The 24603-nt window shown below is 66.9% G+C and carries 22 protein-coding genes; 8 read left to right on the forward strand and 14 right to left on the reverse strand.

From position 1 onward, the window contains the following. Positions 1-63: 63 nt before the first annotated feature. From V6W80_RS19100 to V6W80_RS19115, 4 genes are all read left to right on the forward strand, one after another. Entirely contained in the window at positions 64-396 is a 333-nt protein-coding gene (locus tag V6W80_RS19100; protein ID WP_338545097.1) for a DMT family transporter, read from the forward strand. Positions 397-474: 78 nt separating this feature from the next. After that, entirely contained in the window at positions 475-1650 is a 1176-nt protein-coding gene (locus V6W80_RS19105) for an FAD-dependent oxidoreductase (RefSeq protein ID WP_338545098.1), read from the forward strand. Next, on the forward strand, positions 1647-2462 hold the full coding sequence (locus V6W80_RS19110; RefSeq protein WP_068383443.1) for an aldo/keto reductase: 816 nt from the start codon (positions 1647-1649) through the stop codon (positions 2460-2462). Before V6W80_RS19105 ends, V6W80_RS19110 begins: the two co-directional genes overlap by 4 nt. A gap of 98 nt (positions 2463-2560) precedes the next feature. After that, positions 2561-3457 (forward strand): metal ABC transporter ATPase, encoded by an 897-nt coding sequence (locus tag V6W80_RS19115; RefSeq protein ID WP_160923855.1) that lies wholly within the window; start codon positions 2561-2563, stop codon positions 3455-3457. 7 nt (positions 3458-3464) lie between these two features. Here the strand turns inward: V6W80_RS19115 and V6W80_RS19120 are convergent, their stop codons facing one another. The 4 genes from V6W80_RS19120 to V6W80_RS19135 all read right to left on the reverse strand — a co-directional run bounded on the left by V6W80_RS19120 (position 3465) and on the right by V6W80_RS19135 (position 7471). Continuing rightward, on the reverse strand, positions 3465-4421 hold the full coding sequence (locus V6W80_RS19120) for a 2-hydroxyacid dehydrogenase (protein ID WP_338545099.1): 957 nt from the start codon (positions 4419-4421) through the stop codon (positions 3465-3467). A gap of 20 nt (positions 4422-4441) precedes the next feature. After that, positions 4442-5206 carry an SDR family oxidoreductase gene (locus tag V6W80_RS19125; protein WP_338545100.1) on the reverse strand — a complete coding sequence of 255 codons (765 nt, stop codon included), beginning with the start codon at positions 5204-5206 and terminating at the stop codon, positions 4442-4444. Further along, the gene (locus V6W80_RS19130; protein ID WP_338545101.1) at positions 5203-5952 is read right to left on the reverse strand and encodes a fumarylacetoacetate hydrolase family protein; all 750 of its coding nucleotides are present in this window, start codon (positions 5950-5952) and stop codon (positions 5203-5205) included. Before V6W80_RS19130 ends, V6W80_RS19125 begins: the two co-directional genes overlap by 4 nt. A gap of 184 nt (positions 5953-6136) precedes the next feature. Continuing rightward, complete coding sequence (locus V6W80_RS19135; RefSeq protein ID WP_338545102.1) at positions 6137-7471, reverse strand: MFS transporter; 1335 nt, start codon at positions 7469-7471, stop codon at positions 6137-6139. A 332-nt stretch (positions 7472-7803) separates the two neighbouring features. Between V6W80_RS19135 and V6W80_RS19140 the strand changes: the two genes are divergently transcribed. Next, a complete protein-coding gene (locus V6W80_RS19140) occupies positions 7804-8712 on the forward strand; it encodes a helix-turn-helix transcriptional regulator (protein ID WP_338545103.1) in 909 nt (302 codons plus the stop codon). Between the two features lie 36 nt (positions 8713-8748). Here V6W80_RS19140 and V6W80_RS19145 read toward each other — a convergent pair whose 3' ends face one another. Next, positions 8749-9492, reverse strand: coding sequence for a TIGR00266 family protein (locus V6W80_RS19145; protein WP_017640772.1), 744 nt, complete (start codon positions 9490-9492; stop codon positions 8749-8751). 204 nt (positions 9493-9696) lie between these two features. Here V6W80_RS19145 and V6W80_RS19150 point away from each other — a divergent pair, with 204 nt between their 5' ends. After that, positions 9697-12054: an FdhF/YdeP family oxidoreductase gene (locus tag V6W80_RS19150; protein WP_338545104.1), complete on the forward strand. Its 2358-nt coding sequence runs from the start codon at positions 9697-9699 to the stop codon at positions 12052-12054. A gap of 301 nt (positions 12055-12355) precedes the next feature. On the opposite strand, the gene V6W80_RS19155 is transcribed toward V6W80_RS19150, so the two are convergent. The 7 genes from V6W80_RS19155 to V6W80_RS19185 all read right to left on the reverse strand — a co-directional run bounded on the left by V6W80_RS19155 (position 12356) and on the right by V6W80_RS19185 (position 21014). Continuing rightward, the gene (locus tag V6W80_RS19155) at positions 12356-12664 is read right to left on the reverse strand and encodes a chaperone modulator CbpM (protein ID WP_338545105.1); all 309 of its coding nucleotides are present in this window, start codon (positions 12662-12664) and stop codon (positions 12356-12358) included. After that, on the reverse strand, positions 12664-13608 hold the full coding sequence (gene cbpA / locus V6W80_RS19160; protein WP_338545106.1) for a curved DNA-binding protein: 945 nt from the start codon (positions 13606-13608) through the stop codon (positions 12664-12666). Before cbpA ends, V6W80_RS19155 begins: the two co-directional genes overlap by 1 nt. A gap of 64 nt (positions 13609-13672) precedes the next feature. Then, the gene (locus V6W80_RS19165; RefSeq protein WP_059316035.1) at positions 13673-14680 is read right to left on the reverse strand and encodes a transporter; all 1008 of its coding nucleotides are present in this window, start codon (positions 14678-14680) and stop codon (positions 13673-13675) included. A gap of 118 nt (positions 14681-14798) precedes the next feature. Then, positions 14799-16301, reverse strand: a complete 1503-nt coding sequence (lysS, locus tag V6W80_RS19170) for a lysine--tRNA ligase (protein WP_064307878.1) — start codon at positions 16299-16301, stop codon at positions 14799-14801. Positions 16302-16412: 111 nt separating this feature from the next. After that, positions 16413-17508, reverse strand: a protein-coding gene (gene prfB / locus V6W80_RS19175; protein ID WP_143075288.1) for a peptide chain release factor 2 whose coding sequence is annotated in 2 segments (ribosomal slippage) — positions 16413-17435 and positions 17437-17508 — 1095 coding nt in all. Because the reading frame shifts where the segments join, the coding sequence is not laid out codon by codon here. A 100-nt stretch (positions 17509-17608) separates the two neighbouring features. Continuing rightward, positions 17609-19231, reverse strand: a complete 1623-nt coding sequence (locus V6W80_RS19180; protein WP_068383453.1) for an MFS transporter — start codon at positions 19229-19231, stop codon at positions 17609-17611. A 109-nt stretch (positions 19232-19340) separates the two neighbouring features. Then, positions 19341-21014: a GMC family oxidoreductase gene (locus tag V6W80_RS19185; RefSeq protein WP_338545107.1), complete on the reverse strand. Its 1674-nt coding sequence runs from the start codon at positions 21012-21014 to the stop codon at positions 19341-19343. A gap of 146 nt (positions 21015-21160) precedes the next feature. On the opposite strand from V6W80_RS19185, the gene V6W80_RS19190 reads away from it, so the two are divergent. Next, positions 21161-22063, forward strand: coding sequence for a LysR family transcriptional regulator (locus tag V6W80_RS19190; protein WP_338545108.1), 903 nt, complete (start codon positions 21161-21163; stop codon positions 22061-22063). 3 nt (positions 22064-22066) lie between these two features. Here the strand turns inward: V6W80_RS19190 and V6W80_RS19195 are convergent, their stop codons facing one another. Further along, positions 22067-22762 carry a tellurite resistance TerB family protein gene (locus V6W80_RS19195; protein ID WP_338545109.1) on the reverse strand — a complete coding sequence of 232 codons (696 nt, stop codon included), beginning with the start codon at positions 22760-22762 and terminating at the stop codon, positions 22067-22069. Positions 22763-22953: 191 nt separating this feature from the next. On the opposite strand from V6W80_RS19195, the gene V6W80_RS19200 reads away from it, so the two are divergent. Next, positions 22954-23424 carry a nuclear transport factor 2 family protein gene (locus V6W80_RS19200; RefSeq protein ID WP_338545110.1) on the forward strand — a complete coding sequence of 157 codons (471 nt, stop codon included), beginning with the start codon at positions 22954-22956 and terminating at the stop codon, positions 23422-23424. Between the two features lie 39 nt (positions 23425-23463). Here V6W80_RS19200 and V6W80_RS19205 read toward each other — a convergent pair whose 3' ends face one another. Continuing rightward, a complete protein-coding gene (locus V6W80_RS19205; protein ID WP_093256104.1) occupies positions 23464-24567 on the reverse strand; it encodes an NADH:flavin oxidoreductase/NADH oxidase in 1104 nt (367 codons plus the stop codon). Positions 24568-24603: the final 36 nt, after the last annotated feature.

Raw genomic sequence — 24603 nt, forward strand, 5'->3', positions numbered from 1 at the left:
AGGTATCAACTTTCACCTATCGCCGCACAAGGCACAATGAGGCATTCGACAGGAGGAATCATCATGAGCGGATACATCTACCTGGCCATCGCCATCGCCGCCGAAGTCGTCGCCACCACCTCTATGAAAGCCATCAATGGCTTCAGCAAGCCACTGCCACTGTTTCTGGTCATCACTGGCTACGGCCTGGCCTTCTGGATGCTGACCCTGGTGGTGCGCAGCATTCCCGTGGGCGTCGCCTACGCCATCTGGGCCGGGCTGGGCATCGTGCTGGTGAGCATCGCCGCGGCCTTTCTCTATGACCAGAAGCTGGACCTGCCGGCCATGCTGGGCATGGGGCTGATCGTCGCCGGCGTGGTGGTGATCCAGCTGTTTTCCGGCAGCACCGGGCATTGATGAGGGGCAGGACATTACACGTAGCGTGTAAAATTCCACGTAATGTGTAATGTCCTCGCTTTCTACTAGGTCTCGTTCATGTCCCAACCCTGCTCCACCGATATCCTCATCGTCGGCGGCGGCGTCGCCGGCCTCTGGCTCAACGCCCGTCTCAGACGCGCCGGCTACGCCACCGTGCTGGTGGAGACCGGCACCCTGGGCGGCGGCCAGAGTGGCAAGTCCCAGGGCATCATCCATGGCGGTACCAAGTATGCCCTGACCGGGATGCTCACCGGTGCCTCCGAGGCCATCGCCGACATGCCGCGGCGCTGGCGCGAGAGCCTGGCCGGCAACGGCGAGCTGGATCTGTCCGGCGTGCGCCTGCTCTCCGAAGCCCACTACCTCTGGTCGCCCGGCAGCCTGGCCGGCAACCTCACCAGCTTCTTCGCCAGCAAGGCGGTGCGTGGCCGGGTGGATGCGGTCAAGGGCGACGAACTGCCCCCGGCCCTGCGCGACCGGGCCTTCAAGGGCAAGGTCTATCGTCTGGCCGAACTGGTGCTGGACGTACCCAGCCTCGTCGCGCGCCTGGCCGAGCTGGCCGGCGACAGCCTGCTGGCCGGGCATGACCTCCAGCCCCTGCGCGAAGACGGCGAACTGATCGGCCTGGTGGTGGACGGCCAGGCCATCCGCGCCCGCCGCATCGTGCTCACCGCCGGCGCCGGCATGGCCGCTCTGCTCCAGGCACTCCATCTGGAACAGCCGGCCATGCAGCGCCGACCGCTGCACATGGTGGTGGTCAAGGGCCCCATGCTCAAACCCCTCTATGCGCACTGTCTGGGTGGCGGCCCCAAGCCGCGGGTGACCATCACCAGCCACCCCACCGCCGACGGCCAGTGGCTGTGGTACCTGGGCGGCGATCTGGCCGAGGCCGAGGGCGTGGCCCGTGAGCCAGCGGCGCAGATCGCCACGGCGCGCGAGGAATTGCAGCGCCTGCTGCCCTGGATCGACTTCGACGGCGCCCGCTGGGCAACCCTGCGCGTGGATCGCGCCGAGCCGGCGCAATCCGGACTGGTGCGGCCGGACAACGCCTTTCTCGCAGAGGAAGGCCGTCTGCTGGTGGGCTGGCCGACCAAGCTGGCGCTGTCGCCGGACCTGGCCGACCGTGTCCTCGCCAATCTCGCCCGCGACGGCATCGCCCCCGGACAACACCCCACCCTGCCCGCCCATCCGCAACCGCCGGTGGCCGCGCCCTTCTGGGAGGAACTGCTGCCATGAGCCTGCGCACCCTGCACGGCCTGCACCGCCCCCTGGGTAGCACCGGCCTGGAGATTTCCCCCCTGGGCCTGGGCACGGTCAAGTTCGGCCGCGACCAGGGCGTGAAGTATCCCAATGGCTTCACCATCCCCGACGATCGCACCGCCGCCGACCTGCTCAGCCTGGCTCGCGAGCTGGGCATCAACCTGCTGGATACCGCCCCGGCCTATGGCCGCAGCGAAGAGCGTCTGGGTCCGCTGCTGCGTGGCCAGCGCCAGCACTGGGTGATCGCCAGCAAGGTCGGTGAGGAATTCGAAGGCGGACTGTCCAGCTTCGACTTCAGCCCGGCCCATACCCGCCGCTCGGTGGAACGCAGCCTGAAGCGTCTGGAAACCGACTGGCTGGACCTGGTGCTGGTGCACTCCGACGGCAACGACCTGAGCATTCTCGAAGACAGCGGCTGCTACGAGACCCTGGCCGAACTCAAGCGCGAAGGCCTGATCCGCGCCTTCGGCTTTTCCGGCAAGACCGCCGCCGGCGGCCTCAAGGCTCTGGAAACCGGCGATTGCGCCATGGTCACCTTCAACCTCAACGAAGACGCCGAGATCCCGGTGATCCAGGCCGCCGCCGCCCAGGGCAAGGGCATCCTGATCAAGAAGGCCCTGGCCAGCGGTCACGCCGTACTCGGCGCCGGCCAGGATCCGGTGCGGGCCAGCTTCGCCCGGGTGTTCGGCGAGCCCGGGGTGAGCAGTGCGATAGTCGGCACTATCGATCCCCTGCACCTGTCACATAATGTCCGTACCCTGGCCGAAGTGATCACCGCTCGGCCCTGATCCAGAGCGTTTCGCTGAACCCTTGCCTTCGTCCACTGGACGCCCTGCCCGATCGCCCGGGACGGCGCGTCCGCGGCACACTACAACAGGAGTCGGCCATGCCCCAGCTCATCGCCCGCCACAATCCCAAGGCGTTCAAGACCCTGCCCCTTTCGGTCGAGGCCAATCATGACGGCCTCACCTACCAGGCCCTCGGCCAACCGCTGAATTTCAGCGAGATGCTGGAGCGGCGCCAGCCGATCGAGATCGAGGATGCCCAGCACTTCAGTGCGAAGCTCGCCAACCTGGGCGTCTCGGTGCGCCTGACGTTGAACTGGCAGGGCCAGGACCACTGGCTGCTGGTGCGCCAGCGCCGGCCCGATCGGGGCGACGTGGTGCTCAAGCTGATCTCCGGCTATATCCCGACCCACGAACTGGCCCTGCCGCTGCTCACCGCCGTGCAGGAGGTGGCCGAGGAGTGCCTGATCGAGACGCCGCGCGGCTGGCTGGCCGGCCGCTTCGCCGACACCTGGCTGCCGACGCCCTATGCCCCGGCCCTGCCCTATCGCGAGGACGTGGCCTTTCGCCTGACCCCGCGTTCGGGCGCGGCGCGACCGGTGCGCTGCGGCAGCCTGGCGCTGCTGGAGCGCCCTCGCGCCTATGTGCACACCCCCACCGCCTCGCTGCAGCTGGTCTATGACCTGCTGCTGGAGCTGCCCAAGGAGTGCAAGGCGCCGAGTCTGTTCCACGTCGACGAGAAGATCGAGAACGGCCAGTTGCTGGCGCGCCTGGCCCGGCAACGCCCGGATCTCTATCTGGTCGCCCTGGACGACGGCAAACCCACCGGCGAGCTCTACACCCTGTCCGCCGGCCAGCGCCTGCCGGTGTCGACCCGCGGCCTCTGGCTGTCGGAAAGCTTCGCCCGCCAGGACGGCTGGCTGGTCCACGACAGCCGGGTGCGCTGGCGTGACTGGCTGGAGCGCATGGCGCCCCAGAGCGCGCTGCAGCGGGCTTGAGGCCGGTTTAGGCCACGCGTCCGGCCGGTTCGCCCCCGGCGAGGCCCGTCTCCAGGGCCTCGATCACCATCTCGCCCATCCGCGTCCGGGTTTCCACCGTAGCGCTGGCGCGATGCGGTTGCAGCACCACCCGCCAATCCTCCCTCAGCGCCGCCGGAACCCGCGGCTCGTCGACGAAGACGTCCAGCCCGGCGCCGGCGATCTGCCCCTTGCGCAGGGCGGCGATCAGTGCGGCTTCATCGACCAGCTTGCCGCGGGCGATGTTGACCAGAAAGCCGTCCGGGCCCAACGCCTCCAGCACCTGGGCATCGATGATGCCGCTGGCCTGGTCCGCCGCCGCGGCGACCACTAGGGCATCGCTCTGGCGGGCCAGTTCGACCAGATCACCGACGAAGGTGTGCTCGACGTCGGTCATCGGCCGCAGGTCGGTGTAGGCGACCGGGCAACCGAAGGCGGCGACCCGCGTTGCAACCGCCCGTCCGACCCGGCCCAGGCCGACGATGCCGACGCGCATGCCGCTGAAGCGGCGCGCCAGCGGCAAGGGTGCCAGCGGCGCGGGACTGGTGGCCCAGTGGCCGGCCCGGACGAAGCCGTCGCTTTCCATGAGTCCGCGGCAGGCGCCGATGAGCAGGCCCACGGCCAGGTCGGCCACGTCCTCGGTCAGGGCGCCCAGGGTGGCCGCCACCTTGATGCCGCGGTCGCGGCAATAGGCCAGGTCGATGGCATCGGTGCCGACACCGTTGACGGCGATCACTTCCACGGCCGGCAACTGCTCCAGCAGCGTCCGGGCGATGCCGGTATGGCCGCCGGTCACCACGCCGCGGATGCGGGCGCCGTGGCTGGCGAGAAAGGCCGCCTGGTCTTCGATCTCGAAGTAGCGATGTACCTCGAAGCGCTCGGCGAGGCGCTCGCGGATCGCCGGAATCAGGATGGCGCTAAGTTGCAGGATGACGGGTTTGCTCATGGGGAACTCCTCCACGGGTCTCAGCCGCGGCCGACGAAGGGCATCTTCGTCGCCATCACGGTCAGGTTCAGGACGTTGGCCGACAGCGGTAGTCCGGCAATGTAGCGCACCGCATCGGCGACATGCCGGACGTCGCACATGGGCTCCACGGCGATCTCGCCGTTGGCCTGGCGCACGCCCCGGGTCATGCGCTCCGACAGTTCGGTGAGGGCGTTGCCAATGTCGATCTGGCTGCAGGCGATGTCGTAGGCCCGGCCGTCCAGCGCCAGGCTCTTGGTCAGTCCCAGCACCGCATGCTTGCTCACCGTATAGGGCGCGCTGAACGGCCGCGGGGCGTGGGCCGAGATGGAGCCGTTGTTGATGATCCGCCCGCCCTGGGGCGACTGGCGCCGCATCAGGCCGAAGGCGGCGCGGGCGCAGAGGAAGACGCCGGTGACATTGGTGGCGAGGACGTTGGCCCAGTTGTCCAGCGGCAGCTCGTCGACCGGTACCGCGGGAGCGTTGACGCCGGCGTTGTTGAACAGCAGATCCAGACGCCCCAGCTCTCGCTCGATCTGGGCGAAAAGCCGCTCCACGCTGGCCGGATCGCGCACGTCGGTGGGGATCGCCAGGGCCTGCTGTCCTTGCCCCAGGGCCTGGTCGACCAGCGCCTGCAACGGCTCACTGCGCCGTCCGGCGAGCACCACGGTGAAGCCCGCGTCGAGGAAGGCCAGGGCCACGGCCTTGCCGATGCCGCTGCCGGCACCGGTCACCAGAGCGATGCGCGGGGTGGACGTCTCGTTCATTGTTGTTCTCCAGGATTCCAGGGTTGCGGGGGGTGGCCGACCACCAGGTCGAGCCGCCCGAGACCGGCGATGCCGGCGGTGATGACATCGCCCGCCGCCAGTGGCGCGACACCGGGAGGCGTACCGGTCATGAGCAGGTCGCCGGGCCGCAGCGGCAGGTAGCCGGACAGCAGGCTGATGGCCTCGGCCACCGACCAGAGGAGTTCGCCCAGATCGGCGCGCTGCCGCTCCTCGCCGTTCACCGCGAGCCAGATGGCGCCCTGGGCGGGATGGCCGCACTGGGCTACGGGGACCAGCGGCCCGATGGGCGCCGCCCCGTCGAATCCCTTGGCCGCCTCCCAGGACTGGCCCTCGGCCTTGGCTCGGGCCTGCAGGTCGCGACGGGTCATGTCCAATCCCACGGCGTAGCCCCAGACGTGCTCGAGTGCCGTCACCACCGGGATGCGGAAGCCGCCGCGCCCAAGGGCCACCACAAGTTCCACTTCGTGGCAGAACTCGGTGGTGGCAGGCGGAAAGGGCACTTCGCCCCGGGCGTCCATCACCGCGCTGGCGGGCTTCATGAAATACAGCGGCGTGGCCCCGCGGGCGGCGGGCGTCTCGCCCGAACCGTAGTTGCGGCCCAGACAGAACACCCGGCCGACGGTGAAGCGCTCGCCATGGCCGGCGATGGCGATGCTGGCGGGCGGCGGTGGCGCTGGTAGAGGCGCTAGGGGCGAAGCGAAGGAAGCGGGGGCATCGACGAGCATGGGGATCGTCCTGAGCGGGTGGGTGATCCCATGCTAGGAGAAGGTCAGCGCGGGAATTTGCAGTTTTCCGGCTATCGCCTGGACAAAAGACGGCTCCTGGAATGCGCGGAGCAGGCCCCCGACGGACGCCAGCCGCCACTCCCGAACGGAGTGGCGGCTGGCGGCGAGGCCTGGCCGCAGGTCCTCAGCGTGGGCGCAATTCGATGCGGTGCAGCCGACCGAGCAGGAAGGAATAGGACAGCGTGCCCATCAGGGCCACCGCGCCGATGAACCAGAAGGCGTAGGCGAAGGTCCCGGTGCTCTGCACGATGAAACCGATCACTGTGGGAGTGACGATTCCGCCGATGTTCGCCGCCAGGCTGGTGAAGCCGCCGGTGACGCCGATCAACTCCTTGGGCGCCACCTCCGACACCGCCGCCCAGGACGCCGAGGCGATCCCTTGGGCGAAGAAGGCGCAGGTCAGGATGGCGATGCACAGCAGGTTGGAGTCGGTGAAGTTGACCAGCACGATGGACATGCCCAGTGCCGATCCCACCACCAGCGGCAGCTTGCGCGCGAACGACAGCGAGCAGCCACGGCGGATCAGCAGGTCCGATATCGCCCCGGCCAGCAGGATGCCCACGGTGGCGCCGACGAAGGGCAGCACGGCGAAGATGCCGACCTTGATGGTGCTCATCTGCCGTTCCTCCATCAGATAGGTGGGGAACCAGGTGAGGAAAAAATACAACGCCGAGGTGCTGGCGAACTTGCCCAGGCAGATCGCCCAAACCTGCCGGTAGCTGAGCAGTTCAGCCAGTTGCCGCCAGTCGAAACGGGTACGCTCGCCCGCGCTCTTGACCAGGGCGCCGCCTTCTTCGATGTAGGCCAGCTCCTCCGGGCTGACCTTCTTGCACTCGCTCGGATCGCGATAGAGCCACAGCCAGACCAGGCCGAAGAGGATGCCGGCGCTGCCGGTCACGTAGAACACGTGGCGCCAGCTGTAGTGAGTGGCGAGCCATAGCAGACCCCCGGTGAACAGCGCCGTGCCGAGGTACTGGCCACAGACGTAGATGCTGCTGGCCATGCCGCGCTCGCGCGCCGGGAACCACACCGTGACCGCTCGGCTGTTGGCCGGAAAGGCCGGCGCTTCCAGGGCGCCGACGGCGAGCCGCAGGCCGAACAACGACGCGAAGCCGCTGACCATGCCCTGCCCCACCGTCGCGGCGGACCAGGTGATCAGGGAGGCGCCGTACACCAGCCGCGAGCCGAAGCGATCGGCGATGAAACCGGCGGGCACCAGGGCGAAGGCGTAGGTCCAGGCGAAGGCGGAGAAGATCAGGCCCATCTGCACCTTGTCCAGGCCGAGGTCGCGGGACAGGAAGGGTGCGGCGATGGAGATGTTCACCCGGTCCACGTAGTTGATGACGGTGGCGACCAGCAGCAACGTCAGCATGAACCAGCGGCGCCGCGTCGGCAGTGCCCGGGCGGCGGCGGCATCGCGGGTGGTGGCCGTCTTGGGAGAGGTAGAGAGAGTCGACATTCCAGAGCCCCTTTTTATTGTTGGAGAGCGCGTGGCGGGAGGTTTCCCGGGGCCGCCGGCGAAACGGCATTACCCCTGTTACAACGGATGTAGGTTATCGTACGACTATACCTTGACAATCGCCCGAGAGGCCTGGCGAAGGGGTCAGCCATCAAGTGCGTGGATAAATCCAGATTCCCCTGCGTCCTCAGTCACCCACCCGCACCGCAGCGGAGCCGCGGGCCAGAGCGGCCCGGGCGAATGCCGCCCGTGGATCGACTTGGACGATCGCCATCGCCCGCGCAGCGACACCCTTGCTGGCGGCGTCTCCACGCCTGCCTTTGGAGATAAAGATGCGTGCCACCCCCCGCGTTCCCACCTTCGGCATGCGCCAACGCAGCGCCAAGGCCGACTTCCATATCCGCGAAAAATCCTTTTCCACCGCCGAACCCCTGCCCCATCGTCATGAGTACTTCCAGATCCAGGTCAACCTGGGCGCGGCGGGCAGCCAGCGGATCGGCAGCGTCGAGCGGCCCTTCGCCGAACGCAGCCTGGCCTTCGTCCTGCCGCACCGACTGCATCACATCCCGCCGGCACCCGGCAGCCGGGCCTTGCTGCTGAATTTCGACCAGCATTTCCTGCTGCCCCAGCTGGACTGCTCGCCCCTGGACTTGGAGGACGTCAGCCTGCAGCAGGCCCCCGAACTCGCCCCCTTCCGTTTCCAGGGCGAGCTGGATTTCGCCCTGGACGAGCGCGACTGGGCGGAGGTCCTCACCCTGCTCGGAAGGATGCAGGCCCTGGATGCCGCGGCGGAGCGCCCCTTCGGCACACGGGAATACCTCAAGGGCTGTCTGCTGCAATTGATCGCGCTCGTCTGCCGGGCCTACGCCGATCCCCTGCAGGCGCTCAGTGCGGCCAATGCCACCCGGCGCAGCCGCCGCAACGCCCTGGCCCGCATGACCGAGTACGTACGCCACCATCTCGCCGATCCAGAACTGGACCTGAAGACCGTGGCGGCAGCCAGCTTCCTGTCGCCCAACTACCTGTCGCACTGGTTGCGCAAGGAAACCGGCAAGACCTTCAGCGAATTGGTGCTGGAGCGCCGCATGCACCTGGCCAGGAGCCTGTTGTTGGACACCGAACTGTCGGTGGGCGAGATCGCCATGCGCTGTGGCTTCGCCGACGAAGCCTACTTTTCACGGCGCTTCCGCCAGGCCCAGGGCGTGCCGCCCAGCCAGTTCCGCCGTCAGCTGGGCAGCTGAGCCACCGCCGGGCACGCCCGGGGTGGTGCGAACGGATCAGTCGCCACCCGCGCGGCGTTCACCGACGCCGCCGCCGGCCGCGGCCTGGACCCGGCCGGCTAGCCGGGAAAAGGGCAAGGTCTGGATCCACACCGTGCCGTGGCCGCTCAGGGTCGCCAGCACCAGGCCTTCGCCGCCGAACAGCATGCTGCGCAGGCCACCGGCCAGCTTGATGTTGTAGTCGATGCCACTGGTGAAGCCCACCAGGCAGCCAGTGTCCAGGCGCAGCGTTTCGCCCCTGAGTTCCTTGCGGATCACCGTGCCCCCGGCGTGCACGAAGGCCATGCCATCGCCTTCCAGCCGCTGCAGGATGAAGCCTTCGCCGCCAAAGAAGCCGGCGCCCAGGCGCCGGGTGAAGGCAACGCCGATACGGGTGCCCTTGGCCGCGCAGAGAAAGGAGTCGCGCTGGCAGAACAGGGTGCCGCCCAGGGCTGCCAGATCCAGGGGGATCACCTGACCCGGATAGGGCGCGGCAAAGGCGACGTGGCGCTTCTCCCGGCCCTCGTTGGTGAAATGGGTCATGAACAGCGACTCACCGCCGAGCATCCGCTTGCCGGCACCCCAGAGCTTGCCGAGCAGTCCGTCGGACCCATCGCCCATACGTGCGGTGAAATCGATGTCGGCCTCCATGTAGGTCATGGCACCGGCCTCGGCGATCACCGTCTCGCCGGGATCGAGACCGATCTCCACCGCCTGCAGGGATTCGCCGAGGATACGATGGTCGAGGATATGGCTGGCCATGGTGAGCTTTCTCGGTAGCTGCGGAAGCGTCCAGCCTAGCAGTCACCGGCCGCCTTGGCGCGCCCCTTCAGGCGGGTGAACGGCGCTTCGCTGTCCGCTCGCACTCGTCGGCCCGGCAGCCAGACGGTGGAACGCCAGCCCGCTTCCAGGGTTCCCCTCTAGGTACCCGCCGGCTTCCTGTCCGGCTCAGTTCCAGAGGTGAACATGACCAAGCAATCCGCCCATTCCCCCGCTCAACCCCTGCACGGCACCCAGGAGCACGGCAGCGCCGGGGGCTGGGGTGCGCTCAATGCCGTGACCCAGCACCTGAGCCGCCAGAAGGTGTTGATGCGCGGCAACAAGGCATTGCTGACCATGAACAAGCCGGGTGGCTTCGACTGCCCGAGCTGCGCCTGGCCCGATCCGAAGACCCCGCATACCTTCGAATACTGCGAGAACGGCGCCAAGGCAGTGGCCTGGGAAGCCACCCGCAAACGCACCACCCCGGAATTCTTCGCCGCCCATACCCTGAGCGAACTGCGCACCTGGACCGACCATGACCTGGAAGACCAGGGCCGTCTCACCCACCCCCTGCGCTACGACGCCGCCAGCGACACCTACCGCCCGGTGAGCTGGGCGGACGCCTTCGCCGAGATCGGCACCGAGCTGCGCGCCCTGGACGATCCCTGGAAGCTGGAGCTCTACACCTCGGGCCGCTCGTCCAACGAGTCGGCCTTTCTCTATCAGCTGTTCGGTCGTCTCTACGGCATGAATAATTTCCCCGACTGTTCCAACATGTGCCACGAGACCACTACCACCGCCATGCCAGAGAGCATCGGCGTCGGCAAGGGCACCCTGGACCTGGAGGATTTCGCCCAGGCCGATGCCATCTTCATCATCGGCCAGAATCCTGGTACCAACAGTCCGCGAATGATGAGCGAACTGCACGACGCCGTGCACCGCGGCGTGCCCATCGTCACCTTCAATCCGCTGCGGGAAAAGGCCCTGGTGCGCTTCGCCTCGCCCCAGGCCGTGCGCGATATGGCCTTGCCGGGCGGCGGCGTGGCCATCAGCTCCCAGTACCACCAGGTGCGTATCGGCGGCGACATGGCGGCCATGCAGGGGCTGTGCAAGGTCGTCATCGAGGCTGACGACGAAGCGCGCCGCAGCGGCGCCCCGCGCATCCTCGACGTGGCATTCATCGAACAGCATTGCGTCGGCCTGGAAGCCTTCGCCGAACACTGCCGGGGGCTGAGCTGGGAGCGTCTGGAGCGCTATTCCGGCCTGACCCAGGCGGCCATGCGGGACGCGGCTCAGGTCTACATGAAGGCCGAGCGGGTGATCGCCTGCTGGGGCATGGGCGTGACCCAACACCGCCGCGGCGGCGATGTCCTGCAGCAGATCATCAATCTGTTGCTGCTGCGCGGCAACGTCGGCAAGCCTGGTGCCGGCCCCTGTCCCATACGCGGCCACTCCAACGTCCAGGGCGACCGCACCGTGGGCATCTACCAGAAGCCCAAGGAACCCTTCCTGGCGAGGCTGGACCAGGCGTTCGATTTCCAGGCGCCCCGCGAGGGCGGCGACGACGTGGTGGAGTGCTGCGAAGCCCTGCTGCGCGACGAACCCCAGGCCTTCATCGGCCTGGGCGGCAATTTCTTCCGCGCCATTCCCGACATCGACCGGGTAGCGCCCCATGTCGCCAACCTGCGCCTGACGGTGCAGATCGCCACCAAGCTCAACTGGAGCCATACCCTGCACGGTCGCAGCACCTTCCTGCTGCCCTGCCTGGGCCGCACCGAACGCGATGTCCAGGCCAGCGGAGTGCAAACCATCACCGTGGAAGACTCCATGTCCATGGTGCACGGCTCAACCGGTAGCCTGGAACCGGCCTCGCCGGAACTGCTGTCGGAGATCGCCATCGTCGCCGGCATCGCCAAGGCGACCCTGGGCGAGCGCTATCCCCATATCGATTGGGACGCCCTGGTTGGCAATTACGCGCTCATCCGCGACAAGATCGAGGCGGTGCTGCCCGAACAATTCGCCGACTACAACGCCCGTATCGAACAGCCTGGCGGCTTCCGCCTGCCCAATGCGGCCCGTGAACGGAAATGGGATACCCCCAACGGCAAGGCCAACTTCCTCTTTCCCGGCGACGTGCTGGACGAGGACGACAGCCCGCCGGATGCCGAGCATCTGCAACTGATGACGATCCGCAGCCACGACCAATTCAACACCACCATCTATTCCAATCGCGATCGCTATCGCGACATCGACGAACGCATGGTGGCCATGCTCAGCCCGGAGGACATGCGCCGCCACGAGGTGCAGGAGGGTGACTTCATCGACTTCGTCGGTGATGCCCTGGACGGCTATCCGCGTCGGGCCGGGCCCTTCAAGGTCATCGCCTTCGACGTACCGGCCGGTTGCTGCGCCGCCTACTATCCCGAGACCAACAGCCTGGCGCCGCTGGCCAACCACGACACCCGTAGCCATACCCCGGCGTCGAAGTCCTTGCCGGTAAGAATTGAAAGGCTGAGTCAGGAACAGGCGATGCAGCGGCGGGGGTTGATTGCGGCGGGATAATTTTATGGGGCGTTAGTACATCAAGAACATCGCGGCCATGGGCCGCTCCTACGCAAGCCTATGCTCCTGTAGGAGCGGTTGCTACGGCGTACCGGCATGGCCGTGATCAGATAGAAACCGTACGTTGGAAACCTCTATCCGGCTCCCTCACCCCAACCCTTTCCCAGAGGGAGAGGGGGCGCTTCGGTGCAGACGGGAGTTCCGTAGGTTGGGTTGAGCGCAGCGAAGCCCAACAACCAGACGCGACCTTCCTCGTTGGGCTTCGACGATAAAGCCGTCTCAACCCACCCTACGCGGTCGGTCAGACGTCCCGCAGCTCTCCCGCGAAGCGTTCCAGGCGCCGTCGCAGCCGCTGGTTCTCGCGGCGCAGTTCTTCCATCTCATCCAAGAGGTGCAGCGCCAGGGCGGTCGCGGACCAGTCCAGGTCCAGTTCGTGGCGCAGGCGCACGGCGCGGCGGGCGCGGTGCAGGGCACCGGTGTCGAAATGCCACTCGGCCGGGCGCTTGCCACGCTGGGGCGCCAGGATGCCGTGTTCGACGATTTCCACCACCACCGGCTCGCTCACCTCGCAGAGCACGCAGAATTCCTGCAGGACGATCAGACTGCTCATCAGACTTTCCTCCAGTCTTGGCGGGGATCGAAGGCCGCCCGCTCGGCCAGTTGGCGCCACAGCGCCTGGGTTGCTTCATCACCTTTGAGCGGCATCACCACCTTGATCAGGGCATGCAGATCGCCCTGCCCGTTCTTGCCGGCCAGGCCCTTGCCCCGTACCCGCAGCCGCGCACCGTTCTGGCTGCCGGGCGGGATGCTGAGCATGATCTGCCCATCCAGCGTCGGCACCTGCACCTTGGCGCCCAAGGCCGCCTCCCAGGGGGCGAGCGGCACGCTGACCACCAGATCCTGGCCATCCACGTCGAACAGGGGATGAGGCACCAGACGGATGACTAGGTAGAGGTCACCCGGCTCCGCGCTACCAATGCCCGGCTCGCCCTGCCCTTTCAAGCGGATACGCTCGCCATCGGTGCTGCCGGCGGGAATCTTGACGTTGAGGGTCTTCGTGGTCTCGCCGACGCGGCGGCCTAGCTCGTCACGCTGCGGCAGCGAAAAGCTCAGCGGCTTGGTGCTGCCGGCCTGGCTCTCTTCGAGAAACAGGGGTAATTCCAGCTCGATGTCGCGGCCACGGCGGGCGAAGCCACCCTGCTGCGAGCGTCCGGCGGCACCGAACAGGGACTCGAAGAAGTCCGAATAATCCTGGCCGAAGCCGGCATGGGGATCGCTGTAGTCGGCACCCGAGCCCGGTTGCCAATCCGGCGGCACCTGGAAGCGCTCGCCCTGTTGCTGATAGAGGCGCACCTGGTCGTATTCCGCACGCTTGTGCGGATCGCGTAGGACGTCATAGGCCTCGGCCACCTCCTTGAAGCGGGCCTCGGCATCGGCCTCCTTGCTCACATCGGGGTGGTACTTGCGCGCCAGTTTGCGGTAGGTGGTCTTGAGGGTCTTGTCGTCGACGTCGGGGGCGACGCCGAGCACCTCGTAGTAGTCCTTGAAGTCCATTGCGGTCTCCAGTGGGGGTTCCCCTAGAGACCGCGCGGTGCCTGCAACGGTTGCATGACTCTGGTCAGTCGCCGCGCTTGCGGAAGGCCAGGCTACCGGCCAGCACGGTAAAGGTCGCCACCAACGCTACCAGGATCCAGAAGCCATGGGGCGAATCGGCAAGCGGGATGCCGCCGACGTTCATGCCGAAAAAGCCGGCGATGATGTTGATCGGCAGGGCCAGCACCGTGACCAAGGTCAGGGTGAACAGGGTGCGGTTGGTCTGCTCGGCGGAGGCGGCGGCGATCTCCTCCTGCAGCAGCTTGAGACGCTCCACCAGGGCGGCGAGGTCGTCCAGCACCCGATCGAATTCCTCAGTGGCCTCGCGCAGGGTCTGGATGTCGTCGCGGCGCAGCCAGGCGGGCGGCCGGTTGAGCAGGCGCAGCAGCGAGCCCGGTTCCAGGGCCAGCAGGCGCTGCAGGCGTACCAGGGCGCGTCTCAGACTACCCAGCTCGGCGCGACTGGCGGACAGCCGCTGGGACAGCAGGCGATCCTCGATGGCATCCACCTTGACCGTGGTGTCGCGGATGATGCCGGTCAGCACATCGGCCTGGTCGCGCAGCAGATGCACCAGCAATTCCAGGGTCGAGCCGAAGCCCTCACCCCGGCGTACCGCGTGGCGCAGGCGATCCACCGAGCGCAGCGGCTGGGCCCGGGCGGTCACCAGCAGTCCCGGTCGGGCACAGGCCCAGAGAGTGGCGACGTCCACCGAGACCTGTCCGTAGGCCAGGGTCACGTCGTTCACCACCCCGAGCAGGGTATCGTCGGCTGGCTCCAGCCGGGTCGAATGGGAACCGGCGTGCAGGGATTCGAAGAATTCCTCCGGTAGTCCCAGGTGCTCGCGCATCCAGCGCTCGGCGGCGGCATGGGCCAGGTTGAAGTGCAGCCAGCGAAAGCCACCCTCTTCCGCGTCCCAGGGATCTTCCGGCGCCATGGTCAGGGCACGCCCCGGCTGACCGGAGGTGAAATGGTAGGCGTAGAGCAGCCCCAGCCGTTCGGCGGCCGGATGCAGGGGGATCAGGGTGTTGGTCATGGCTACCTGCGGAGGGAACGCGACATCAGGGCTCTGTTAGCAGGTCCGGATGAACCTTTGATGACAGAGCCCCGAGTCAGCAGGTGCCAGCGGCGCCCCCGAAAAGGAGGCGCGGCGCTTATTGCGGACGCATGTGCGGGAAGAGGATGACGTCGCGGATCGACGGCGAGTTGGTCAGCAGCATCACCAGGCGGTCGATGCCGATGCCTTCGCCGGCGGTGGGCGGCATGCCGTATTCCAAGGCGTTGATGAAGTCGGCGTCGTAGTGCATGGCCTCGTCGTCACCGGCGTCCTTTTCCTGGACCTGCAGCATGAAGCGCTCGGCCTGGTCTTCGGCGTCGTTGAGCTCGGAGTAGGCGTTGGCGATCTCGCGGCCACCGATGAACAGCTCGAAGCGGTCGGTGACGCTGGGATTGTCGTCGTTGCGCCGGGCCAGCGGCGAGACCTCGAAGGGGTACTCGGTGATGAAGTGCGGCTGCTCCAGCTTGCTCTCCACCAGCTCCTCGAAAATCATCACCTGCAGCTTGCCCAGGCCTTCGTGGCCGAGGACCTTGGCGCCGGCCTTCTTGGCGATGGCGCGGGCCTTCTCGACGTCCTGGAGATCGGCCGCGGTGATGTCCGGGTTGTACTTGAGGATGGAGTCGTACACCGACAGGCGCACGAAGGGCTCGCCGAAGTGGAACACCTTGTCGCCATAGGGCACGTCGGTGGTGCCGAGCACGGCCATGGCCAGTTCGCGGAACAGTTCCTCGGTGAGGTCCATGTTGTCGCGGTAATCCGCATAGGCCTGGTAGAACTCGAGCATGGTGAACTCGGGATTGTGCCGGGTCGAGACGCCTTCGTTGCGGAAGTTGCGGTTGATCTCGAAGACCTTCTCGAAGCCACCGACCACCAGCCGCTTGAGGTACAGCTCCGGCGCGATGCGCAGGAACATGGCCATATCCAGGGCGTTGTGGTGGGTTTCGAAGGGCTTGGCCGCCGCGCCGCCGGGAATGGTCTGCAGCATCGGCGTTTCCACTTCGAGGAAACCGCGCTCCATGAGGAAGCGGCGGATGTGGGCGATGACCTGGGAGCGCACGCGGAAGGTCTGGCGCACTTCTTCGTTGACGATCAGGTCGACATAGCGCTGGCGATAGCGCAGCTCGGTGTCGGTCAGGCCGTGGTGCTTGTCGGGCAGCGGGCGCAGCGACTTGGTCAGCAGGCGCACGTCGCTCATGTTGACGTAGAGATCGCCCTTGCCGGAGCGGGCCAGGGTGCCTTCGGTGGCGATGATGTCGCCCAGGTCCCAGGTCTTGACCGCTTCCAGAGTCTCGGCCGGCAGGGTCTTGCGGTCGACGTAGACCTGGATGCGCCCGCTGGTGTCCTGCAGCACCATGAAGGCGCCGCGGTTGAGCATGATGCGGCCGGCCACCTTGACCTTGATGCCCGCGGCTTCCAGCTCTTCCTTGGTCTTGTCGGCGTACTGCTGCTGCAGGTCACCGGCCAGGCTGTCACGGCGGAAGTCATTGGGGAAGGGAATGGCCTGCTGGTCACGCAGCGCGGAAAGCTTTTCCTTGCGCTGGGCGATCAGCTTGTTGTCTTCCTGCTCCTGGGCTTGGGGATCTAGGGGTTGTTCGCTCATGTCTGCTCTTTACCTGGGGTGCTGACCGTAGGAGCGGCCCATGGCCGCGATAGAGTTTTATCGCGGCCATGGCGGTGCGCCGATGCGACCGCTCCTACAGGAAATGATGGATTAAACGCCCTGCTTGAGGCTGGCTTCGAGGTATTCGTCCAGATCGCCGTCGAGCACCTTGTCGCAGTCGCTGCGTTCCACACCGGTGCGCAGATCCTTGATCCGCGAAGCGTCGAGGACGTAGGAGCGGATCTGGTGGCCCCAGCCGATATCGGACTTGGAATCTTCCAGGGCCTGGGAGGCGGCGTTGCGCTTCTGCATCTCCAACTCGTACAACTTGGCCCGCAGCATCTTCATGGCGGTGTCCTTGTTGGCGTGCTGGGAGCGCTCGTTCTGGCAGGCCACCACGGTGTTGGTGGGCACGTGGGTGATCCGCACCGCGGAGTCGGTGGTGTTCACGTGCTGGCCGCCGGCACCGGAGGAGCGGTAGGTGTCGACGCGCAAATCGGACGGGTTGATCTCGATGTCAATGTTGTCATCGATCTCGGGCGAGACGAACACCGCGGTAAAGGAGGTGTGGCGACGGTTGCCCGAATCGAAGGGACTCTTGCGCACCAGGCGGTGCACGCCGATCTCGGTACGCAGCCAGCCAAAGGCGTATTCGCCCTTGATGTGCACGGTGGCGCCCTTGATGCCGGCGACCTCGCCTTCCGACAACTCGACGATCTCGGCGCTGAAGCCATGCTGGTCGGCCCAGCGCAGGTACATGCGCAAGAGCATGTTGGCCCAGTCCTGGGCCTCGGTGCCGCCGGAGCCGGCCTGGATGTCCAGGTAGCAGTTGTTGGGGTCCATCTCGCCGCTGAACATGCGGCGGAATTCCAGCTTCTCGAGGATGCCGCGCAGGCGCTCCACCTCGGCCGCCACGTCATCGACCGCGCTCTGGTCTTCCTCTTCGGCAGCCATTTCCAACAGGTCGCTGGCATCCGCCAGGCCACCGTTCAGCTCGTCCAGGGTACCGACCACCTGGGCCAGCAGAGCGCGCTCGCGGCCAAGGTTCTGGGCGTATTCGGGCTTGTTCCAGACAGCGGGGTCTTCGAGCTCGCGCTCGACCTCGACGAGACGATCCTTTTTCAGATCGTAGTCAAAGATACCCCCGAATGGTCTCGGTGCGGCTGGAGAGGTCCTTGATGCTGGTGACGATCGGGTTGATTTCCATGGGGGAAACACTCGCGAGAAAAGCTGTGGAAAAGCTCGCGAGTATAACCCAATCGGCGGCGAAACTCAGAGTGCGACGGGGATTCGCCGCCTGCTGGGTCTCAATCGGCGTCGAGATCGCGGTGGCGGGTTTCCGGCAGACACAGCAGGCCTACCACCAGGCTGACGCCGGTCACCAGTACCGGGTACCAGAGGCCGTAGAAGATGTCGCCGGTATAGACCACCAGGGCAAAGGACACCGTGGGCAGGAAGCCGCCGAACCAGCCATTGCCGATGTGGTACGGCAGCGACATGGAGGTGTAGCGGATGCGCGTGGGAAACAGCTCCACCATCAGCGCCGCCAGGGGGCCGTAGCAGAGGGTCGCGATCAGGATCAGGGCGAAGATCACCGCCACCACCATGGGTTTGTTGACCTGGGCCGCATCGGCCTTGGCCGGATAGCCGGCGGCCTGTACCGCCGCGCGCAGGGCCGGCTCGTCATAGCCGACGATGACCTTGTCGCCGACATTGACCTGCACCGCGTCCCCCGGTGCCGCCGCCACGCTGCGGTAGGGCAGTCCGCTCTTGGCCAGCAGGGTCTTGACCCGGTCGCAGGGGCTGTCGAAACGCGCCTTGCCCACCGGATCGAACTGGAAGGTGCAGGTAGCCGGATCGGCGGTGACCACGATGGGCGCCTGCTGGCTGGCCTGGTAGATCTGTGGATTGGCGTAGTGGGTCAGGGCCTTGAACAGCGGAAAGTAGAGCACCGTGGCCAGCAGCAGGCCCAGCATCAGGATCGGCTTGCGGCCGACCTTGTCCGACAGCCAGCCGGCGATGACGAAGAAGGGGGCGCCCAGGATCACGCTGACGATCAGCAGGTTGTTGGCCAGCACCGGATCCAGCTTGAGGGTCTGGGTGAGAAAGAACATCACATAGAACTGCGACAGGTAGAAGGTCACCGCCTGGCCGCCGTTGATGCTGAACAGCGCGATCAGCACCACCTTGAGATTGCTCCAGTTGGTGAAGGAATCGCGGATCGGCGCCTTGCTCTGCTTGCCTTCGGCCTTCATGCGCAGGAAGGCCGGCGATTCGTGCATCGACAGGCGGATCCAGGTGGAGATGGCCAGCAGGAAGATCGACAGCAGGAACGGCAGGCGCCAGCCCCAGACCTCGAACTGGTCGCCGGTCAGGTAGCGGCAGACCAGGATCACCACCAGCGACAGCAACAGCCCCAGAGTCGCGGTGGATTGCAGCCAGCTGGTGTGGGCACCGCGCTTGCCGGGCGGCGCGTGCTCGGCGATGTAGGTGGCGGCGCCGCCGTACTCACCGCCCAGGGCCAGGCCCTGCAGCAGGCGCAGCACCACCAGGATGATGGGCGCGGCCACGCCGATGCTGGCGTAGGTGGGCAGCAGGCCGACGCCGAAGGTGGCGATGCCCATGAGGATGATGGTGGCGAGAAAGGTGTACTTGCGCCCGACCATGTCGCCCAGGCGGCCGAACACCAGGGCGCCGAAGGGCCGCACCACGAAACCGGCAGCGAAGGCCAGCAGGGCGAAGATGAAGGCGGTGGTGTCGTTGACGCCGGCGAAGAACTGCTTGCTTATCACCGCCGCCAGGGCGCCGTAGAGAAAGAAGTCGTACCACTCGAAGACGGTCCCCAAGGACGAGGCGAAGATCACCTTGCGTTCTTCGCGGCGACTGCTGGCCGCGCTGGGTTGGACCCGGGGTTGGGCATAGTCGGACATCGCACGTTCTCCTGACCCGGGATCGCCGGGCTGATTGTTGTTATGGGCGACAGCTACTACGGTGGAAACGGCGGAAGGCTCCGCCGTCGGTGGAACCGGATGGACGCAGCTAGGCCGCCGAGGCGGCGCTGGCCCGGGCAACGGCGGCGGGCAGCTCGTGACTGCCCTGCTCCCGCGCCTCGGCCAGCATGAAGGTGGCCGCCTGCTCGGCGATCATCAGCGTCGGCGAACAGCTGTTGCCCGAGACCAGGGTCGGCATGATGGAGGCGTCGGCCACCCGCAGCCCGGGAATGCCATGCACCCGCAGGCGGGCGTCCACCACGGCGTCGGCGCCCTGCCCCATGCGGCAGGTGCCGGAAGGATGGAAGATGGTGGTGCCGATGGCGCCCGCGGCCTGCTGCAGTTCTTCCTCGCTCTGATAGGCCGGGCCTGGCAGATACTCCTCGGGCCGGTAAGCGGCCAGTGCCGGCGCGGCGGCGATGCGCCGGGTCAGGCGGATGGCGTCGGCGGCCACCTTGAGATCCTCCGGCGCGCTGAGGTAGCGCGGCTGGATCAGCGGCGCGGCCAGCGGGTCGGCGCTGCGGATGGCCACCTGGCCACGACTGGCCGGGCGCAGGTTGCACACCGAGGCGGTAAAGGCGGGAAAGCCATGCAGGGGCTCGCCGAAGCGCTCCAGCGACAGCGGCTGCACGTGATACTGCAGATTGGCCGAGGGCTGCCCGGGATCGGAACGGGCGAAGGCGCCCAGTTGGCTCGGCGCCATGGCCAGGGGACCACTGCGACTCCAGAGATACTCCAGGCCCATGCCCAGCTTGCCCCAGAGACTGCCGGCCAGGGCATTGAGGGTCGGCACGCCGTGCACCCGATAGATCAGCCGCAGTTGCAGGTGATCCTGCAGGTTGCCGCCGACCCCTTCCAGCCGATGCTGGACACCGATGCCCAGCCCTTCGAGCAGACCGCGCGGACCGATGCCGGAACGTTGCAACAGGGTCGGCGAGCCAATGGCGCCGGCGCAGAGCACGATCTCCCGCCGCGCCACCAGGCGCTGGGGCTCGGCCTGGCCCGGCAGCCGCGCCAGCACCGCCCGTGCCCTGCCCTCATCCAGCAGCACCCGCTCCACTTGCACTCCGGTCAGCACCTGCAGATTGGCACGCTGGCGGACGGGCTTGAGAAAAGCCTTGGCGGCATTCCAGCGCACGCCATTACGCTGATTGACCTGGAAGTAGCCGCAGCCTTCGTTGTCGCCGGTGTTGAAGTCTTCCACCGGCGCGATGCCGGTTTCACCCGCGGCACTGCGAAAGGCATCGAGCAGGGTCCAGTGCAGGCGCTGCCGCTCGACCCGCCATTCACCCCCGGCACCATGAACGGCCGAGGCGCCGTCGCAATGATCTTCCATACGCTTGAACAGCGGCAGTACGTCCTGCCAGCCCCAGCCGGGATTGCCAGCGGCGGCCCAGCCGTCATAGTCACGGGCCTGGCCGCGCATGTAGATCATGCCGTTGATGGACGAGCAGCCACCCAGCACCCGGCCACGCGGATAGTTGAGCGCGCGGCCACCCAGGCCCGCTTCCACCTCGGTCTTGAAGCACCAGTCGGTGCGCGGATTGCCGATACAGAACAGATAGCCGACGGGGATGTGGATCCAGGGATGGTTGTCACGGCCGCCGGCTTCCAGCAGCAGCACGCGATGGGCCGGATCGGCGGACAGCCGATTGGCCAGCAGGCAGCCGGCCGGACCGGCGCCGACGATGATGAAGTCATATTCCGCAGCAGGACCGGGCATGACGTTCCCTCGCTTTTTTGTTGTTGTGGTCCCTATCCTAGTGTCGTCATCCGCGAACAACAGTCGCAGAAAACGGGCAACGGCTGTGCATTTCTGAACAGTGACCAGCAAGCGGCTGGGCAGACAGGCCGAGACGAGGAAAAGGGATGTTCGACTGGAACGATCTGCGGGTTTTTCTGGAGGTCCAGCGCCATGGCCGCCTGCTCACCGCCGCCCGCAGCCTGGGCGTCAGTCATGCGACCGTTGCCCGCCACCTGGAGGCCCTGGAACGCGCCCTGGGCAGCCAGCTGCTGGTGCAACAGGCCAGCGGCTACCAGCTCACCCCGGCCGGTCAGGCCCTGCTGGCGCACGCCCAGGCGATGGAAGAAGCCGCACTGCTGGCCCAGGAGGCCGTGACCCAGCGACTCAATCCGCTGGGTCAGGTACGGGTCGGGGTGACTGAAGGCCTGGGCACCGGTTTTCTCGCCCAGCGCCTAGGAGCGCTGCTGCGCGATTATCCGGGTCTGGAAGTGGAGCTGGTCTCGGTGCCGCGCTTCGTCAGCGTCACCAATCGCGAGGCGGACATCGCCATCACCCTGGAAAGGCCCACCGCCGAAGGCCTGATCGGCCGGCGACTGACGCCCTATCGCCTGAGGTTCTATGCCAGTCGCGCCTACCTGGATCGGGCACCCGCGCTGGACGCCCAGGCCGATCTCGGCGAGCAGACCTTCATCGGCTACGTCGACGACCTGCTGTATACCCGCGAACTGCAATTCATCCAGGGACTCTGTTCGGATCCGCGCATCGTCTTTCGCAGCACCAGTGTCATCGCCCAGCGCGAAGCGGCCTGCGCTGGCATCGGCATCGCGGTGCTGCCCTGCTACCTGGTGGGTCAGAACACTCCCTTGGAAGGCGTGCTCCCGGAGCGGTCCTTCACCCGCGAGTACTGGATCTCGACCCACCGGGAGTTGCACCGCTCAGCGCGCCTGCGCGTGGTCTGGGATTTCCTGTTGCACCTCTGCGCGGCGGAGCGGAGCGTCCTGCTGGGCGAGGAACGCCCGCTCGCCTAGCCGTTAGACTGCCGCGGCCTCACGCTCCAGCTCGGCGCGCAGGCCGGGCTCCAGGCGCAGCTGGCGTGCCAGCTCGTCCAGGTAGGCCTTTTCCATGTATTGCTGATCGTCGATCAGCATCAGGCTGGCCAGGTACATCTCGGCGGCCATCTCGGGCGTTTCCGCCGCCGCGGCGACCTTGGCCGGATCCAGCGGTTGTTCCAGTTCCCGCTGCAACCAGCTGCGCAACTCGGGATCGTCATCCACCTTGGCCATCTCGGCCTCGATGGCCTGGCGCTCCTGGTCATCGACATGACCATCGGCCTTGGCTGCCGCGATCAGGGCGATCAGCACCGCCCGGCCATGGGCCTCGGCTTCGTGCTCCGGCACCCGATCCACGGTGCGGGGCTCGACGGCCGCCGTCCCCTGGGCCTGATTGGCCTGCCAGGACTGATAGGCCTTGTAGGCCACCATGCCCAGGGCCGCCAGACCGCCATAGCCGACCGCCTTGCCACCCATGGCGCGACCGCGCTTGCTGCCCAGCAGCGCGGTCAGGGCCCCAGCCGCCAAGCCGCTGTTGCCCAGTCCGGAGAGCAGACCGCCGAGGGAATCCTTGCCGGTGGACGCCGTGCCGGGTCGGGGGGCCGAGTGACCGGTCTTCTTGGCCAGCGCCTGCTGGCCCGCCTTGAGCAGTTGATCAAGCAAACCGCGGGTGTTCATGGATGACCTCCACAGAGTCAGGATTCAGCCCTTTAGGACCGCTGACCACACCGTCTGGCTCCCGGCACCTGCTTACCGAATGTTGCCAGGGTTGCCGTCGCGACCAGCCGGTTGATACAAAATATTGCTGACCGCGGGCCGCCCACGGCGCTACTCTTGCGCCTTTCCCTTGCAGTTGCCGGAGACACCCCATGCGCTCGCGTCTGGCTGTGCTGTTCGCGCTTTCGCTCGCCCTCACTGCCGGCCAGGTCCAGGCCGCCGCCGAGGACGCCCGCCTCATCGCCAATCGCTATCTCGATGCCTGGAACGATCACGATGCCGAGGCCGCCAGCGCCCTGCTCGACCCCAAGGTGCAGTATTTCGACAGCGGCGTCGCCACCACCGAGACCAGCCGCACCCAGGCCCGCGACCGCATCGTCAAGGTCACCCTCAAGGCCGTCCCGGATCTACAGGTGAAGATGGTGCACAAGCCGGTCATCGGCCCGCGCAGCATCGCCTTCGAATGGGAACTGACCGGCAACCGCGTCACCGCCACCGGCAGGCAGCCGGTCAAGATCCGCGGCGCCAGCATCATGAAGATCCGCGACGGCCGCATCTGGTATCTGGGCGACTACTACGACAGCGACGCCCTGGAGGCGATGCTGCGCCCGGTCAAGCCCTGACTCGGGGAGCCATCCGCACGGATGGCTCCGTCCCGCGCCCTATTCCTCCCCGAACGGCTTGCGCAGCGGCGTATCCCGGTGCGCGGCGCGCACGTATTGCGGCGGCCAGGAGACCTTTTCCCGTAGGGCTTCGGCGGCATTCAGCGGCCAGTAGGGATCGCGCAGCAGTTCGCGGGCCAGCAGCACCAGATCGGCCTGACCGGTACGCAGCACGTGCTCGGCCTGGGCCGCATCGGTGATCATGCCCACCGCGCCACTGGGAATCCCAGCCTCCTTGCGCACCCGCTCGGCGAACTGGGTCTGGTAGCCGGGCCCGGTGGGAATGTCGGCCTGGGCGGCGGTGCCGCCGGAGGAGACGTCGATCAGGTCGACGCCCAGAGTCTTCAGTCGGCGTGCCAGCTCCACCGTCTCATCGACATCCCAACCGTCTTCCACCCAGTCGGTGGCTGAAACCCGCACGAACAGCGGCAACGCTTCCGGCCAGACCGCGCGGACATCAGCGGTGACTTCCAGCAACAGGCGAATGCGATTCTCGAAATTGCCGCCGTAATCGTCCTCGCGGCGATTGGAGAGCGGCGAGAGGAACTGGTGCAGCAGATAGCCGTGGGCGGCATGGACCTCGGCCACCTTGAAGCCGGCCGCCAGGGCGCGCTCGGCGGTGTCCACGAAGGCCCGGCGGATGCTGGCGATATCGTCGCGATCCATGGCGGTGGGCCGGGTGTGCTGGGGATCGAAGGCGATGGCCGAGGGCGCCACCGGCACCCAGCCGCCTTCGGCGATGGGCACGCTGCCGTGCTTGCCGAGCCAGGGTTGCCAGGTACTGGCCTTACGGCCAGCATGGGCCAGTTGGATACCGGCGACGCTGCCCTGGCCTTCGATGAACTGGGTGATACGGCGCAGGGGCTCGATCTGCTCGTCCTTCCACAGGCCCAGGTCCTGGGGCGTGATGCGCCCGTCGGCGGTGACCGCGGTAGCCTCGAAGATCACCAGGCCGGCGCCACCGGTGGCGCGACTGCCCAGGTGAACCAGGTGCCAGTCGTTGGCGAAGCCGTCTTCGCTGGAATACTGGCACATCGGGGAGACCACCACGCGATTGGGCAGGGTCAGCTGACGCAGGGTCAGGGGCTGGAACAGGAGACTCATGGCGGACCTCGTCTAGTCGGGATTCACCGCATTGGA

Source organism: Pseudomonas benzopyrenica (genome assembly GCF_036884265.1).
In the GTDB taxonomy this organism is placed as follows: domain Bacteria; phylum Pseudomonadota; class Gammaproteobacteria; order Pseudomonadales; family Pseudomonadaceae; genus Chryseomonas; species Chryseomonas benzopyrenica.

Coding starts and splice junctions, on each gene's coding strand:
- V6W80_RS19115 (WP_160923855.1), top strand. CDS start 2,561: ATGCCCCAGCTCATCGCCCGCCACAATCCCAAGGCGTTCAAGACCCTG.
- V6W80_RS19120 (WP_338545099.1), bottom strand. CDS start 4,421: ATGAGCAAACCCGTCATCCTGCAACTTAGCGCCATCCTGATTCCGGCG.
- V6W80_RS19105 (WP_338545098.1), top strand. CDS start 475: ATGTCCCAACCCTGCTCCACCGATATCCTCATCGTCGGCGGCGGCGTC.
- V6W80_RS19110 (WP_068383443.1), top strand. CDS start 1,647: ATGAGCCTGCGCACCCTGCACGGCCTGCACCGCCCCCTGGGTAGCACC.
- V6W80_RS19145 (WP_017640772.1), bottom strand. CDS start 9,492: ATGGCCAGCCATATCCTCGACCATCGTATCCTCGGCGAATCCCTGCAG.
- V6W80_RS19135 (WP_338545102.1), bottom strand. CDS start 7,471: ATGTCGACTCTCTCTACCTCTCCCAAGACGGCCACCACCCGCGATGCC.
- V6W80_RS19195 (WP_338545109.1), bottom strand. CDS start 22,762: ATGAACACCCGCGGTTTGCTTGATCAACTGCTCAAGGCGGGCCAGCAG.
- V6W80_RS19180 (WP_068383453.1), bottom strand. CDS start 19,231: ATGTCCGACTATGCCCAACCCCGGGTCCAACCCAGCGCGGCCAGCAGT.
- V6W80_RS19140 (WP_338545103.1), top strand. CDS start 7,804: ATGCGTGCCACCCCCCGCGTTCCCACCTTCGGCATGCGCCAACGCAGC.
- V6W80_RS19130 (WP_338545101.1), bottom strand. CDS start 5,952: ATGCTCGTCGATGCCCCCGCTTCCTTCGCTTCGCCCCTAGCGCCTCTA.
- V6W80_RS19155 (WP_338545105.1), bottom strand. CDS start 12,664: ATGAGCAGTCTGATCGTCCTGCAGGAATTCTGCGTGCTCTGCGAGGTG.
- V6W80_RS19190 (WP_338545108.1), top strand. CDS start 21,161: ATGTTCGACTGGAACGATCTGCGGGTTTTTCTGGAGGTCCAGCGCCAT.
- V6W80_RS19125 (WP_338545100.1), bottom strand. CDS start 5,206: ATGAACGAGACGTCCACCCCGCGCATCGCTCTGGTGACCGGTGCCGGC.
- V6W80_RS19100 (WP_338545097.1), top strand. CDS start 64: ATGAGCGGATACATCTACCTGGCCATCGCCATCGCCGCCGAAGTCGTC.
- cbpA (WP_338545106.1), bottom strand. CDS start 13,608: ATGGACTTCAAGGACTACTACGAGGTGCTCGGCGTCGCCCCCGACGTC.
- V6W80_RS19200 (WP_338545110.1), top strand. CDS start 22,954: ATGCGCTCGCGTCTGGCTGTGCTGTTCGCGCTTTCGCTCGCCCTCACT.
- lysS (WP_064307878.1), bottom strand. CDS start 16,301: ATGAGCGAACAACCCCTAGATCCCCAAGCCCAGGAGCAGGAAGACAAC.
- V6W80_RS19165 (WP_059316035.1), bottom strand. CDS start 14,680: ATGACCAACACCCTGATCCCCCTGCATCCGGCCGCCGAACGGCTGGGG.
- V6W80_RS19185 (WP_338545107.1), bottom strand. CDS start 21,014: ATGCCCGGTCCTGCTGCGGAATATGACTTCATCATCGTCGGCGCCGGT.
- V6W80_RS19150 (WP_338545104.1), top strand. CDS start 9,697: ATGACCAAGCAATCCGCCCATTCCCCCGCTCAACCCCTGCACGGCACC.
- V6W80_RS19205 (WP_093256104.1), bottom strand. CDS start 24,567: ATGAGTCTCCTGTTCCAGCCCCTGACCCTGCGTCAGCTGACCCTGCCC.